The sequence below is a fragment of the Treponema parvum genome (assembly GCF_017893945.1).
GTDB lineage: Bacteria > Spirochaetota > Spirochaetia > Treponematales > Treponemataceae > Treponema_D > Treponema_D parvum_A.
Genome location: NZ_CP054257.1, coordinates 807,238 through 822,203, shown reverse-complemented (window position 1 = coordinate 822,203; position 14,966 = coordinate 807,238). Strand labels below are relative to the sequence as shown.

The window sequence follows — 14,966 nt, the reverse complement described above, 5'->3', positions numbered from 1 at the left end:
AATGAAATATGGAAAAATACAGGATAGAACATGATTCCATGGGGCAAATAGAAGTTCCAAAGGATAAGTATTGGGCGGCGCAGACTGAGCGCAGCCGCAGGAATTTTAAGATCGGCGAAGGAATCGAGCTGATGCCCGAAGAAATAATATGCGCTTTCGGATACCTGAAAAAAGCCGCGGCGCTTGCCAACGGTATCCTTGTCCCACAAAAAATGACCCAAAAAAAACTTAAGGCCGTAAGCGCAGCCTGCGACGAGGTTATTTCAGGCCGCCTCGACGAACATTTTCCGCTGGTAGTATGGCAAACGGGAAGCGGCACCCAGTCAAACATGAACGCAAACGAAGTGATAGCAAACCGCGGCAATGAAATACTAGGCGAAAATCTGCTTCATCCCAACGATGACGTAAACATGAGCCAGTCAAGCAACGATACTTTTCCCGCGGCGATGCACATTGCAGCCGTATGCCGGATAGAAGACAAACTCTTCCCGCCGCTGAAAAAACTTATTGCAACATTAAAAAAACTTGAAAAAGAAAATAAAGGAATAGTAAAAAGCGGCCGCACTCACCTTCAAGATGCCGTTCCCATTTCTTTCAGTCAGGAAATAAGCGGGTGGAGATCGAGCCTTGAGCGCGACATGCAGCTGATAGCTTCTTCTCTTCCGGAGTTAAAAGAATTGGCGCTCGGAGGAACGGCCGTAGGCACCGGCTTAAATGCGCCTAAAGGATTCGACGTGCAGGTCGCCCAAATAATTTCAAAATTGACGAAAAAAGATTTTTCCACGGCGGCCAATAAATACCACGCTCTTACCAGCAAAGACGAAATTGTTTTTACACACGGGGCTTTAAAGGCCTTGGCCTGCGATCTTATGAAAATCGCAAACGACATAAGGTGGCTTGCGTCGGGGCCCAGGTGCGGGCTCGGGGAAATCAGAATTCCTGAAAACGAACCGGGATCTTCCATAATGCCGGGCAAGGTAAATCCTACGCAGTGCGAGGCGGTAACCATGGTTGCAGTCCAAGTTATGGGAAACGATTGCGCCGTCGGGATCGGCGCAAGTCAAGGAAATTTTGAATTGAACGTCTTTATGCCCGTAATAGCGTATAATTTTTTACAGTCCGTTAGGCTTCTTTCGGATGCGATAAGCTCATTTAACGACAACTGTGTTTCGGGTATCAAGGCCGACAAAGAAAAAATGCGCTTTAATCTGTATAATTCCCTAATGCTCGTAACGGCGCTCAATCCGTACATAGGCTATGAGAATTCGGCCAAGACCGCAAAAAAAGCGTACGAAGAAAACATTTCTTTAAAAGAAGCGTGCGTCGCTTTAGGATTTTTATCGCCTGAAAAATTCGACGAAGTATTCAAACCCGAACGGATGGCTCTGGAAAACTAGTTCGGCGCAATTTTTATCCGCGGTTTTTTAATATGTACCCGGAATCTTCCAAGTATTTACGGCGAGTGATGACAAGGCTTATCAATTCGTGATACATGGTATAGTCCACTTCCAAGGCTATCGGGAAGATAAAATATTCGGTTTCGTCACAGTAACGTTCAATAAAGGCGGGGTCAGTTACAAAGCCCAAGCTGATCATATTGCTTATGCGGTCCGCGCATTTTAAGATCTTTGCCCGCCAGCTGCCGTGTTCGATTATGCCGCGAAGATAATCGGGCTTGGACTGCCCGTTTTTTTTTGTAACTTCAAGAACAAGATCGCACACCTGCTTTCCTTCGTCATCAATATCCTCAATAAGTTTTTGATCAAATCCGGGAATATCTTCGATGACATCGTGTATGCACGAGGCCTTTAAAAGCACGCTGTCTATGTATCCGTAATCGATGAGAATTCCCATGGTATCGATCTGATGACGGAACATGTTTCCGCCGGCGTAGCGTTCCTTTCCTATGAGGGCAGTCGCAATCTGCATGTACGGAGCAAGATAAATTCCCTTGAGCTGAAGCATGGATTCATTGTCCATCCTATCGGGTTTTTCCGTGTGCATTTCATATTTGCCCATATAAAGCCCTCCAAGCGCCGAAAGCGTTTTAGCCGATTAAAAACCGAATCGCACCGTTATTACAAAACCTTAAAGGCCGGCAATGTAAGAATTAAGCTTTTCTATGCGCCGGCGGCTTTCTTCAAGTTTTTCACGCTCCATGGCGACAAGCTCCGCCGGCGCATGTTCGGCAAATTTTCCGCTGAGCTTCGCTTCATAGTTTCTTACGTACCCGCTTTCGGTTTCTATCGATTTTTTAAATCTGGCGATAAGCTGATCCTTGTTTATGGAAGCGTCGACGATTATAAAAGCTTCAAAGCCCTGCCCTACCGTTCCCACCGACATGGAAGGTTTTTCGTTTACAAAGTCGATCCTTTCAATTCCGGCAAGAAGCTCGATCATGTCCGTCTTTTCCTTACACACTTCAGCATCGCTTCCCTCAGTTATAAGCAAGGCCAAATGAAGTTTAGCCGCAGGATCAAGGGAACACTCCGCCCTGAGAGCCCTCACCGCACGGATCAATTCCTGTAGGACCGAAAACCTCTTTGAAACTTTTTCGTTTACGCGGCGGTCGTTTTCTTCAGGAAACGGAGCGGCTATAAGCATTCCTTTATAAAAGGAATTTGAAAGGACAAAATTATTCCCGGCCTTTTTGCGGTTTTCGGTAATTTCGGAAAGCGGCAGTTTTGAATAAATTTCTTCCGTAACGAAAGGAAGAAAAGGGTGTAAGAGACGAAGATTTTCTTCCAAAACATTTAACAAGACGGAAACCGCTCTGTCTTTTTCTTTGTCATCTCCGTTTTTAAATGAAAGTTTGGTAGCTTCCACATACCAATCGCAAAATTCGTTCCAAAAATATTCAAAAACGGCATTTGCGGCGTCGTTGTAGCGATAGCCGTCCAGAGAACTTCGCTCAACACGGGCGGCCTTATCGAGGCATGAAAATATCCATACGTCCAATTCCGTAAGATCTTCGTCTTTTACGGGAACAAGTGTTCTTCCTTCCAGATTTCCAAGTATGTAGCGCCCCGCATTCCAAATCTTATTTGCAAAACGGCTTCCCAGTTTAAAAGAATCCCTGTCAACAAGGACGTCTTGCCCCTGCGCGCACATAAAACTCAGCGTAAATTTAAGAGCGTCCGAACCGAAAGTATCGATTATTTCTATGGGATCGATGCCGTTGCCCAAAGACTTGCTCATCTTCCGCCCTTGTTTGTCGCGCACAAGCCCGTGAATATAAATGTCGCGGAACGGAACTTCGCCGGTAAATTCCAAACCGGCCATAATCATGCGGCTTACCCAAAAGAAAATAATGTCATAAGCCGTTACAAGAGCCGTCGTAGGATAAAATCTTTTAAAATCCTGAGTGTTTTCAGGCCAGCCGAGAGTGCTGAACGGCCAAAGCCATGAAGAAAACCAAGTGTCCAGCACGTCCGGATCCTGAACGAGTTCGGAAGCACCGGCGCCGCATTCAACGCATTTTTCAGGCGTTTCGCGCGAAACGGTCATCTTAGCACACTTGTTACAATACCACACAGGTATCCGGTGTCCCCACCAAAGCTGTCTGCTTATACACCAGTCGCGTATGTTTTCAAGCCAGCGGCGGTAAGTATTTTCCCATTTACGCGGGAAAAATACGATCTGCCCGTTTTCCCAGGCTTTTAAAGCCTTTTTTGCAAGCGGCTGCATTTTTACAAACCACTGCTCGCTTAAATAAGGCTCTACAACCGTGGAACAGCGGTAACAATGCCCCACGGAATGTGTGATCTTCTCTTCGCCCTTAAAAAGTCCCAGGTCTTTAAGATCCTCGATTATGAGAGCTCGCGCCTTTTGACATGTCAGTCCTCTGTATTTTTGAGGACAATTTTCATTTAAAGTCCCGTCGGGATTAAGAATATTGATAACTTCAAGGCCGTTTCTTTTGCCCACCTGCCAGTCGTTCGGATCGTGAGCCGGCGTAATTTTTACCATCCCGGTTCCGAAATCCTTGTCCACATAGGCATCGGCTATGATGGGAATAATGCGGTCCGTAAGCGGGAGTTTCAGTTTTTTGCCTATTATGCGGCTATAACGCTCGTCCGAAGGATTTACGGCTACAGCCGTATCGCCTAAAAGGGTTTCAGGCCTTGTAGTAGCGATTTCAATGCGGCTTGAGCCGTCAGGGGCGGGTCCGTCCGCGTATTCATACCAGATGTGATACATCGCTCCGGAAGTGTCCGTGTGCTCAACCTCATCGTCGGCAAGCGCGGTTCCGCAGCGGGGGCACCAGTTTACCAAATACTGTCCTTTATATATCAATCCGCGCTCATACAGAGTCACAAAAACGTCGCGGACTGCTTTTGAAAGTCCGTCGTCCATCGTAAAACGCTCTCTCTCCCAGTCCGTGGAATTTCCTAGTCTTCTCTGCTGGGTCACAATGGCAGCATGGTGATCGTCCTTTACCGCCCAAGTACGCTCAAGAAATTTTTCCCGTCCGATATCCTTTCTCGATATTCCTTCTTTTTTTAGGGCTCTTTCAACCACATTTTGGGTTGCAATTCCCGCGTGATCGGTTCCGGTAAGCCAGAGTGTGTCGTCGCCCTTCATGCGGTGATAGCGGACTACTATATCCTGTAAAACGTTGTTAAGCCCGTGCCCTACGTGAAGAACACCGGTAACGTTCGGCGGAGGAATAACTACAGAATACACGGTTCTCTTCGATTCATCATACCGATCGTGAATCGGAGAGTCCGGATCGGAAAGAGGTTTAAAATATCCTTTTGTCTCCCATTCCTTATAAATTCTATTTTCAAAATCTTTAGGATTGTAAGCTTTTTCCAGCTCAATGGCATTCATAAAATCTATTCCTCAAAATTGCGATATGTGTAAAACTATAGAAACTCAGGCTCCGGCCGGCGGCATAAAGATTGTATTATTATAATGAAATGTGAAATCACTGACAATATTGGATAAAATGCGAACAAAAACGGCGCAAACGCGGTGCGCTAAAACATACCGCGACATTGCGCCGCCGAACATAGGATCTGAAAATGCTATACTGCGGCATCCTGCTCCGAACATAATCAATTAAGAGCAAGAACCGCATTTAATGCCTAAGAATTTTTGTCTTCTTCCGCCGAAAGTTTTTTGTTTATTCGTCTTTGGTTGACAACCGATGTTATCATGGAAATAACGGCGAGCGCTAAAAACACGCAGCAAATGGGCTTTGTAAAGATTTTAAAGAAATGCCCGTCCGAAATTTGCATAAAACGGCGAAGATTGCTTTCGCTCATCGGCCCTAAAATCAAAGCCAGAAGGATCGGCGACAGCGGAAATTCATATTTTTGCAGCAAATATCCTATTACGCCCATGATAATCGCAAAAAACACGTCGAACATGTTCTGGTTTATCGCATAGGCGCCGACTAAGGAAAGCATCAAAATGACAGGTAAAAGCATTTTGCGCTCTACGGAAATGATTTTTGCAAAACCTTTTATACCGCACATCCCCACTGTGAGCATGGCAAAATTTGCAACGATCAAAGAAGCAAACACGGCATATACAATATCAAGGTGCTCCACATACATCATGGGGCCGGGCTGAAATCCCTTCATAATGAAAGCTCCCATAAGGACTGCCGTATTTGAATCGCCGGGGACGCCTAAGCTGAGCATGGGGATCATAGCCCCTCCTGAACACCCGTTATTAGCGGATTCCGCCGCTGCGACACCTTCGGGAATGCCTGTTCCGAATTTTTCCGGATGCTTGCTTGAACGCTTGGCTTCGCTGTAAGAAACAAAGGCTGCAATATCGCCGCCCGCCCCGGGAATGGAGCCTATAAAACTTCCTATGAGCCCGCCGGTTACAATATTACGCAGTATTGTTTTAATATCCGAAAGACCGGGAAACACGCCTGAAATTTTAACCTTATTCTTTTGCGTACCCAAATTGGATTCTATTCCTGCAAGAACTTCGGAAATCGCAAACAAACCTATCAGTGCCGGAATAAAAGGAATCCCGTCATACAATCCCTGGAACTTAAAAAAACGAAGATAGGCGCAAGTCTTATCCATGCCCACAGTAGAAATCAATAAACCGAAAAACGCCGTTATGAGTCCCTTTATCAAAGATTTTCCTGAAATCGAAATGATAACGGAAAGGCCGAAAGCCGCAAGTGAAAAAAATTCGGCAGGCCCGAATTTCAGCGCCATTTTTGAAATATACGGGGACAAAAAAGTCATACACAGAGCGCCTATCATTCCGCCTACAAAAGAAGAAAACAGCGCTATCGACAGGGCTCTTCCCGGTTCTCCGCGTTTTGCCATAGGATAGCCGTCCATAACGGTTGCCGCAGCGGCAGGAGTTCCGGGAGTGTGGATAAGTATTGCGGAAATAGACCCGCCGTACATAGCGCCGCAGAAAATTCCAAGCAGCATACCTACGGACGGCAAAAGATCAAGCCCGTAAGTAAACGGTATCAAAAGCGCTATTCCCATAGTAGACGTTAAGCCGGGAATACAACCGATCAAAACTCCGCCTGCCGCGCCGATAAAGATATAAAGCATATTCAGCGGGGCAAAAACAGGACCGAAACTCGAAATCAAAAGACCAAAATCCATATCTCCCCCTATTCCAACAGCCCCATCGGCATATCTATTCCTAAAAGAAATTTAAAAGCAAGGAAAATAACGGCGGTAGAAACTATCGAAAAAACGACCATCGTCTTCCATTCGCGTTTTCCCAAAAGAACCATAAACGCAAACAAAACAAAGGGAGTTGTAATTATAAACCCCGTAACGTACCACAAAGCGGCCGCAACAATAATTATCGCCAGACCTATTAACATACGCTGCATACCTTTGTCTTTCAAGCTTAAGGTCATTGCAGGAGTTTTATTATTTTTATCGACAATATTTTGTATCAAAAGAACCGCACAGCAGATAAAAAGCCCTGTAGAAAGCCAGCGCGGGAAAAATTCAGGTCCGATAGGAACGTTTTTAAAATGTTTAAATGAAAGGGTAATAATAAAAGCGGTCGCCGATAAAAACATTCCTATAACGGCGGCAATGATATTAGCTATCCGCACATTTCCTCCTTATATAACGGCAAGGCCGCACCGAAAATTTATCCGGAAGCGGCCTTCTTTTAAAATAAAGTTTTAAAATCCCGTCAGTCAATAAGACCTAATGATTTCATTGTAGCGGTTACCGCTTCATAATTTGTTTTCAAAAAAGCTCCGAAATCGGCGGAATTCATATATGCAAGATTCAAATTCATATTACCGGCCATTTTTACAAAATCAGGATCCTGTTCCGCCTTCGTAAATGCATCGACAAGAATCTGTTTTATTGCAGGATCAACTCCCTTCGGAAGCGCAAGGCCTCTCCAAGTGTAATAAGTAATATCAAATCCCTGCTCTTTAAATGTCTTGATATTGGGATAAGAAGCGGGACGTTTTTCATCCATAATTCCAAGAACCTTTAAGTTTCCGGCATCAAGCTGTGATTTTACTTCAGCCAAAGAAACTGAAACCGCTTCGATGTGTCCGCCTGCAAGAGCGGTTACGGCGCCTGCAGCTCCTTCAAAAGGAATGTGCTTTACATTGATTCCCGTTTTATCAGCCAAAAGTCCCGCTCCTATGTGCCATACCGAACCGGGCGCGGAATTACCGATAGAAACTTTTCCGGGATTATTTTTACAATACTCTACAAACTCTTTTACCGTATTGTATGGAGCGTCCGCCTTCACTGTGAGTGTAGCCGCATCCGCATTTACACGTATAATCGGATCGTAATCCGCATAGGTAAAATCTATGAGCCCCTGCTGCGGCAAGGAGTTTAGTTCAAACGTGATCATACCGACCGTGTATCCGTCGGGTTTGGCATTTTTGATCGCCGCATGTCCGATGGCGCCGCTGCCGCCGGTTTTATTTTCAACAGTAAGCGTAACCCCAAGCTGCTTTTCCGCAGCGGCACATATACCGCGAAGAACCGCATCCGTTCCCCCGCCTGCGCCCCACGGGCAGATAACCGTTATACCTTTTACAGGATACTTTGCTTTGCCTGCCGAATCCTTATCACCGCCTGCAAAGGCGCAAAAAGCCAGAGCGAAAGCAAGAACAACACCGATTAGTTTTTTCATTTTATTCCTCCACTAAAACTATTACAAAAAATTACCGAAAACCGATCAGCCGATAAAAATTCAATTTTTTAAGCTGGCGGCGATCGTTTTAGAGTATTTTAAGATATTATACATGATTTGTGCGGGAAATGCAAAAAGCGGTAAAAATTTTGTTTGAATAACCACCCGTGAAATGGCCGGCTGCACTTTCCAGCTTTCGCGCCGGAAAATTTCTGCCGTGCGGCAACCTACGCACGGCTGCGCCAAACTATTTTACCTTCAATTCAAGTCCTCAAAAGACTTTACTTCATAGCCTGCTTTTTCGATCGCAGCCTTTAATTCTTCGTCGGGAATTTTGCGGCTGAGAGATATTTCCGCGGTATTTACATTTAAATTTACTTCGCAAGCGGCGCCTTCAATCTTATTCACTGCGTGTTCTACGCGTGCCGCACAATTTTCACAGCTCATGCCGCCTATTTTCACTGTCTTTTTGGCAATAACGGGATCATCAAGTTTTTTGTGCTCACGGATTACGGAAGAACCGCCGCCTGTACAACAAGAACCTTCTCCGCGAAGATGTTTCGCGCTCACTTTAACGGCTACAAAAATAATGACGGCAAGAAGCGCAACAATAATAATATTTATCATTTTTTCTTTTTCTCCCTTGAAGTTGTACCGTGGCAATGATTTCTACACGAAGCCGCGCCGGGACAACCTATGCATATGGGATTGTTATTTTCAATAGCGATCTTTCTCTGGCGCAGAATATAAAATACGGCGCCTGCAATACAGCAAAGCAAAAGTCCGCCTGCAACGAGATTGGCAACCATAAACACTCCGTTACAAAACGGGTGTTTTGCAAGGTGACAAAAGCGTACATCCTTTGCAAAACACCGCTCGATGTTATTTTTTCTTACCGAACTTTTTTTTCAAAAATCTGATAAGAACGGAAACTGCCGTTAAAGTCAAATACGCAATTATCAACAGGGCAATGGCATACCCCATTGAAAGCACCGAAGCAGTTCCTCCCATAGACGCTTTTAAACCGCAGCGGCTACGGAACGCTTCACTTCAAAAGACATTCCCTTGTACGGATCCTTTCGGAAAAGCATGTACAAGATTATAACCGTAAAGATGATCGCCGCTACAGTTCCTGCGGTAAACACGCCTGCCGCAAGCATCATATAGTTGTACACGCAAAGCGCAATCACATAAGCCCAAATATTCTGGAACAAAATGGCAAACCAGAACCATTTGCGGTCTTTAAGTTCGCTCGCCATTACACCTATAGCCGCCACACACGGAGAATCAAGAAGATTAAACACGAGGAAGCTTATCGCGGCTGCAGCGGTCGGGAACCATGAAGCTATAGCGACGGCAACTTCGCCGGCTTCTTCCACAAGCTCTTCATCCACATTGGCAAGAACGCCCATAGTGCTTACTATCGCTTCTTTAGCGGAAAATCCTGCAATAGAAGAAGCGGCAGCCTGCCAACCGCCGTCAGCTCCGCCGAAGCCCAGCGGTATGAAGATGCGGCGAATAGCATTGCCCAACACCGCCATCAGCGAATCAGGAGAATCAACAAGCCCGAATCCTTCTTCACCGAAGCCGTAGCTGGACAAGAACCAAATTACGATACAGGCAAGGAACAATATTGTACCCGCTTTTATCATAAAGCCGCGTAAGCGTTCCCAAGTGTGTAAAAGAACGGTCTTTGCCTGAGGAAGGTGATACTGGGGCAATTCCATTACAAACGGAGCGGCTTCGCCGTGGAACGGCTTTGTCTTTTTAAGGATAACCGCAGAAACAAGAACGGAACAAAGCCCGGTTGCGTACATCAGAGCGGCAACATTTCCTTCATTAAGATTCGTCATAGAGCCGGCCAAAACACCCGCCATAAGTGCTATGACAGGCAATTTTGCACCGCACGGAATCCACGTCGTGGTAAGAATGGTAAGACGGCGGTCATTGTCGTTTTCGATGGTTTTAGAAGCCATGATACCCGGAACGCCGCAGCCTGAAGAGATCAAAAGAGGAATAAAGCTTTTGCCGGACAGACCGAATCTTCTGAATATGCGGTCCATAACGAAGGCTATACGAACCATGTAGCCGCAGTCTTCAATTATAGAAAGCAAAAGGAACAGAATAGCCATCTGAGGAACGAAGCCTAGGATAGCGCCGAGTCCGCCCATAATTCCGTTTACGATACAGTCAATAAGAATTTCATTTACGCCGGCGCCTTCCATCCAGCCCTGAACGATTTCCTGCAGCCCCGCCACGAAAGAATCGTTGGTCCAGTCGGTAAGCCATGTACCTATCGTAGTAACCGAAACATAGTAAACGCCCCACATTACAAGCAGGAATATGGGAATACCCAGCCATCGGTTCGTAACTATCTGGTCGATTCTGTCCGACCTCGTGAGTTTTTTACCCGATTTTTTTACACAGCGGCTGACTATGCCGGTGATATAGTTATAGCGTTCGTTCGTGATGATCGATTCAATATCATCGTTTTTTGCGTTTTCAAGTTTTTTAGAAATAGCTTCCGCTTTTTCAAGTTCGCTCTTGCCGAGCTTCAGCTGCTCGAGCACAACCTTGTCGCGCTCAAGCAATTTAATGGCATACCATCTTTTAAGAACTTCGTCGATCGAAGAAGGAAGGACGGCGGTCATCTCTTTAATGGCCGCTTCCACGTCGGCACTGAAACAGGCGGACGGAACGGAAGATTTTTGTAATGCGGCTTCCGCTGCAGCCTTCGCAGCCTCTTTTACTCCCGTTCCGTGAAGGGCCGAAGTTTCAACGATTTTACATCCCAGTTCGGATGAAAGTTTTGCAGTATCAATTTTGTCACCTGATTTTTTCAAAGCGTCGATCATGTTCAACGCTATAACCACAGGCTTGCCCAATTCAAGGATCTGTGTCGTCAAATACAGGTTGCGTTCTATATTCGTCGAATCCACAATGTTCAAAACCGCATCCGGATCGTCTTTAATAAGATAATCACGGCTCACTACCTCTTCCAAAGTATACGGAGAAAGAGAATAAATACCGGGAAGGTCCGTTACTATCGTATCGCTTCCCTTTATCTTTCCTTCTTTTTTTTCAACAGTAACTCCCGGCCAGTTTCCCACATACTGACTGGCGCCGGTCAAAGAGTTAAACAAAGTCGTTTTTCCGCTGTTCGGGTTACCCGCTAATGCAATTCTTATACTCATCATTTTACCCCGTCAAACCATTTCAACACAGTCCGCATCATCTTTGCGTACGGACAATTCATACCCGCGTATAGTGATCTCTACAGGATCCCCCAACGGCGCCACTTTTCTGACAAACAGCTCGCTGCCGTTTGTTATTCCCATATCCATAAGACGCCGCTTCAGAGCGCCGCCGCCATGCAACTGCTTTACTTTAGCAGTCGAACCGACAGGAATGTCGCGTAAAGTTTTCATACCTTTATATCTCCTAATAAAAAATACAAATTAAACTATACACAAAACCGTCATTCTAAGATCCGCACTTTCATACACGAGAAACTGGAATGATTATTTGATTTAAAAAATAAGCCTTTAAACTTTTAAAAAGGGATATTCGTTGACGTACGAGCGTAACACTCTTATGCGCAAAATATCTTGCCTGCCAAATTAGAGTCCAGCGCTATGCGGGATTCCTTAACTTTTACGATCAAACTTCCGTCTAAAACGGATACGACCGTAACTTCCGTTCCCACGTTAAATCCCAATTCGTTCAGATGCTGCTTTACGGCCGCACTGCCGCCGATTCTTTTAACTTTTACCAAACTACCTTGCGACACGACCGTCAAAGGCATACTTCCCTCCGCAGACAGAAAAAAGCAATATCCATCTGACATTAGGATACACTAACTTATATTATCTGTCAACAATTGCATTTGAGTTAGATTTTTATGTGAGGAAATACGCAATCGTGCGAAAGCGGTACAAAAAGCGGCGTGGACTGTCCGTGCAAGAAGTTCGGCGGCAGATCTATAAATTTGCAGATTTATACATTTACCGCCGCTTTTTTCGCATCAACCGAGTTTAAATCCCGATGACAAATTGCTTTTTTGCAGTTTATTTGCGGAGTATACGATTAAAAATACTATGATAAGCAAGATGACCGATAATGCGCTTGCTTCACCTAGCGCGCCGTCGGCAACCGCGCCGTAAATCTGTACGGGAACGGTACGTGTCTTTGCGCCATACAGTAAAATTGTCGTACTCAATTCCTGCAGCAACGTTGAAAAAGTCAAAATCGAACCGCTTACAATACCGGGTAGGATCAGCGGAACGCTTACTTTTAAAAAAGTGTAAATCCAATGCGCGCCGGCAATGGTTGACGCTTCTTCAAGCGCAGGATTTAGCTGCGTTAAATTTGCGGAAACGGAACGATACACATAAGGAGTTCGCCGAATCATGTATGAAATTATTATAATCGTATATGTACCGCCAAGTGAAATAACGGCGCGTCCGCTGAACGCCGAAATGAGCGCAACCGAAACTACCGTACCCGGTAAAATAAATGGGGCCATTATCGCCATATCGAGTATTGCGCCGCCTTTCGGTCTTTTCCGCTCGGTTATATAGGCAATTATGCTTCCCAGTATAGCGGTGAACAGCGTTGCACAAACCGAAAGATAGAACGAATTAAATAATTCATTATGCGATTTTTGAGGAATGATTGTGTAATTCGTGAAAGTAAATTTTTCAGGAAGCAAGCCCGACCATTTTTCAAAAAACGACATTATGATAATCGTAAATTGCGGCGCAAGCGAAATCAACAATATGATAAGACAGTATATCACCGCGATGACGCAGATAACCGGATGCGTATGAGTTTTGATCTTCGCATGAGTTGCGCTTATCGTTTCATATTTTCGCCGCGAAACGACATACTTTTGCAAGAATAAAACGATGCCGGTAATGACGACATTTACAACCGCGATGGATGCCGCGCCGTTGATATCCCAAAAACCGTTTACGCGGAAATAGATAAGCGTCGGCAGCACGTATTCGTCGCCGCCGATGACGGCCGGTATACCGAAGTTTCCGATCGAGCGCACGAATACGAGCAGAGCTGCAGCTCCCAAGCTCGGAAGGATGAGCGGAAATGTGATCGTACGAAAAATATATGCGCGGGAAGCGCCCATGAGCATTGCGGAATCTTCAAGCAGCGCGTTTGCCGATGCGAAAGCCCCTTCACACAGCATAAAAACGAATGGATAATAAGTCATCGTCATGCAGAAAATCATACCGAACAGTCCGTAGACCGGCGGCAGCGTTATACCTAAAGGAGCAAGAATCAAATTAAAAAAATGGCGTACGATGCCTTGCCGCCCAAGTAAGATGATCCATGAAAATGCGCCGACGAACGACGGCATGATTATCGGCAGAACGCCCAAAGAAAGCATGAGTTTTTTTGCGGGCATTTTTACGCGGGCGACAAAATACCCCATCGGCAAACCTACCAGCAGCGACAACAATGTTACCGAAAAACCGACAATAAATGAATTTTTGAGACTCCGTTTATATAGAGCGCTTGTAAAAAATTTCGTAAACCCCGCTAGGCTCAAGCTGTCAAGATTAAATTTATTGCCCGTTTTCATAAACGCGCGTAAAAACGTATTCGCAAGCGGCCAAAATAAAAACACGCACAAAAATGCCATCGGAAGAAAAAACACCAACAGCTGCGTGTAATCTTTTTGAAACAGATCTTTTTGTTGCTTCATTCGTCTTCTCCGTCATGCAGGTAGAGGTATGCCAGATCCGATTTTATAGAAACGTATGCAGTATCAAGCTCACGGATTGCAGATTCCATGTGCGGCATGTCGACTTCAACGGGGACTTTTGAAATTTCTTTCGGCAGTTCGACTTCATAACGCACAAATTGACCAAGGTGCTGAATGATTTTAACTTCGCCGGGAATACTGTCGGCAGTTTTTTTAGAAGACACCGAAAGCTGTTCAGGACGCGCTCCGACGACAACATCGGCTCCGTCGGATACGGATGAAGAAACATACCGCCTTGCTTTTTGTACGTCAACCTTTATGCCGCCGTAGTCCAGAACCGCGCCGTTCGGCGTGAGTTTGCCGTGAAAAAAATTCATTTTGCCTATGAAATTTGCAACAAAGGCGTTTTGCGGCTTCGTATATAATTCATCCGACGTACCTATCTGCTCGACGACGCCTTTTTTGAAAACAGCCAGACGGTCTCCTATGGCCATCGCTTCTTCCTGATCGTGAGTAACAAAAAGCGTAGTTATATTTGTTGCCTTTTGGATGCGGCGTATTTCCGCGCGCATATAGCGGCGCAATTTTGCATCGAGGTTTGCCAAGGGTTCATCGAGAAGAAGAAGGTCGGGATCGTATACCAGAGCGCGCGCGATTGCGACCCTCTGCTGCTGCCCTCCCGAGAGCGCCGTCGGGCTTGGATTGCGTTTTAATTCTTCCTGCAAGCCGACAAGCTCCATAACTTCGGTGACTTTGCGCTTTATTTCATCGTTTGGAATTTTTCGAACGCGAAGGCCGTAGGCAACATTTTCAAATATGCTCATGTGCGGATACAGCGCAAAGCTTTGAAATACCATCCCGATATTCCGCTTAAACGGAGGAATGGAAGTCATATCATTATCGCCGTATAAAATATGTCCGCCGGTTATGGATTCAAGACCTGCCGTACTACGCAAAAGAGTTGTCTTTCCGCAGCCGGAAGGCCCAAGCAGGCAAAAAAGTTCGCCGGGTTCTACAGTGAAGCTTACGTCTTTTAGCGCGTGAACTTCATTGTGTGACCCCTTATCAAATATTTTGTTAATTTTATCGTAACTGAGGCTGAGACTCATATTCGGATTCTCCAAAA

Annotated in this window: 13 protein-coding genes; 1 reads left to right on the top strand and 12 read right to left on the bottom strand. The window is 45.5% G+C overall.

The window, feature by feature from the left end; genetic code table 11:
- The first annotated feature begins 8 nt into the window (after positions 1 to 8).
- Positions 9 to 1,397, top strand: coding sequence for a class II fumarate hydratase (gene fumC / locus HRI96_RS03730; protein WP_210118181.1), 1,389 nt, complete (start codon positions 9 to 11; stop codon positions 1,395 to 1,397).
- 13 nt (positions 1,398 to 1,410) lie between these two features.
- Here fumC and HRI96_RS03725 read toward each other — a convergent pair whose 3' ends face one another.
- The 12 genes from HRI96_RS03725 to HRI96_RS03670 all read right to left on the bottom strand — a co-directional run bounded on the left by HRI96_RS03725 (position 1,411) and on the right by HRI96_RS03670 (position 14,949).
- The gene (locus HRI96_RS03725; RefSeq protein WP_210118611.1) at positions 1,411 to 2,004 is read right to left on the bottom strand and encodes a hypothetical protein; all 594 of its coding nucleotides are present in this window, start codon (positions 2,002 to 2,004) and stop codon (positions 1,411 to 1,413) included.
- Between the two features lie 84 nt (positions 2,005 to 2,088).
- A complete protein-coding gene (locus tag HRI96_RS03720; protein WP_210118180.1) occupies positions 2,089 to 4,833 on the bottom strand; it encodes a valine--tRNA ligase in 2,745 nt (914 codons plus the stop codon).
- A 257-nt stretch (positions 4,834 to 5,090) separates the two neighbouring features.
- On the bottom strand, positions 5,091 to 6,596 hold the full coding sequence (locus HRI96_RS03715; protein ID WP_210118179.1) for a tripartite tricarboxylate transporter permease: 1,506 nt from the start codon (positions 6,594 to 6,596) through the stop codon (positions 5,091 to 5,093).
- Between the two features lie 8 nt (positions 6,597 to 6,604).
- On the bottom strand, positions 6,605 to 7,063 hold the full coding sequence (locus HRI96_RS03710) for a tripartite tricarboxylate transporter TctB family protein (RefSeq protein ID WP_210118178.1): 459 nt from the start codon (positions 7,061 to 7,063) through the stop codon (positions 6,605 to 6,607).
- 83 nt (positions 7,064 to 7,146) lie between these two features.
- Positions 7,147 to 8,118, bottom strand: a complete 972-nt coding sequence (locus HRI96_RS03705; protein WP_210118177.1) for a tripartite tricarboxylate transporter substrate binding protein — start codon at positions 8,116 to 8,118, stop codon at positions 7,147 to 7,149.
- A gap of 258 nt (positions 8,119 to 8,376) precedes the next feature.
- Positions 8,377 to 8,745 carry a heavy-metal-associated domain-containing protein gene (locus HRI96_RS03700; protein ID WP_210118176.1) on the bottom strand — a complete coding sequence of 123 codons (369 nt, stop codon included), beginning with the start codon at positions 8,743 to 8,745 and terminating at the stop codon, positions 8,377 to 8,379.
- Positions 8,742 to 8,927 (bottom strand): hypothetical protein, encoded by a 186-nt coding sequence (locus HRI96_RS03695; protein WP_210118175.1) that lies wholly within the window; start codon positions 8,925 to 8,927, stop codon positions 8,742 to 8,744. The genes HRI96_RS03700 and HRI96_RS03695 overlap by 4 nt, the downstream gene beginning before the upstream one ends.
- 210 nt (positions 8,928 to 9,137) lie before the next feature.
- On the bottom strand, positions 9,138 to 11,315 hold the full coding sequence (gene feoB / locus HRI96_RS03690; RefSeq protein WP_256729288.1) for a ferrous iron transport protein B: 2,178 nt from the start codon (positions 11,313 to 11,315) through the stop codon (positions 9,138 to 9,140).
- Between the two features lie 9 nt (positions 11,316 to 11,324).
- The gene (locus HRI96_RS03685) at positions 11,325 to 11,546 is read right to left on the bottom strand and encodes a FeoA family protein (RefSeq protein ID WP_210118174.1); all 222 of its coding nucleotides are present in this window, start codon (positions 11,544 to 11,546) and stop codon (positions 11,325 to 11,327) included.
- Between the two features lie 164 nt (positions 11,547 to 11,710).
- Complete coding sequence (locus tag HRI96_RS03680; protein ID WP_210118173.1) at positions 11,711 to 11,923, bottom strand: FeoA family protein; 213 nt, start codon at positions 11,921 to 11,923, stop codon at positions 11,711 to 11,713.
- A 219-nt stretch (positions 11,924 to 12,142) separates the two neighbouring features.
- Positions 12,143 to 13,840, bottom strand: coding sequence for an ABC transporter permease (locus HRI96_RS03675; RefSeq protein WP_210118172.1), 1,698 nt, complete (start codon positions 13,838 to 13,840; stop codon positions 12,143 to 12,145).
- Positions 13,837 to 14,949 carry an ABC transporter ATP-binding protein gene (locus tag HRI96_RS03670; protein ID WP_210118171.1) on the bottom strand — a complete coding sequence of 371 codons (1,113 nt, stop codon included), beginning with the start codon at positions 14,947 to 14,949 and terminating at the stop codon, positions 13,837 to 13,839. Before HRI96_RS03670 ends, HRI96_RS03675 begins: the two co-directional genes overlap by 4 nt.
- Positions 14,950 to 14,966 lie beyond the last annotated feature (17 nt).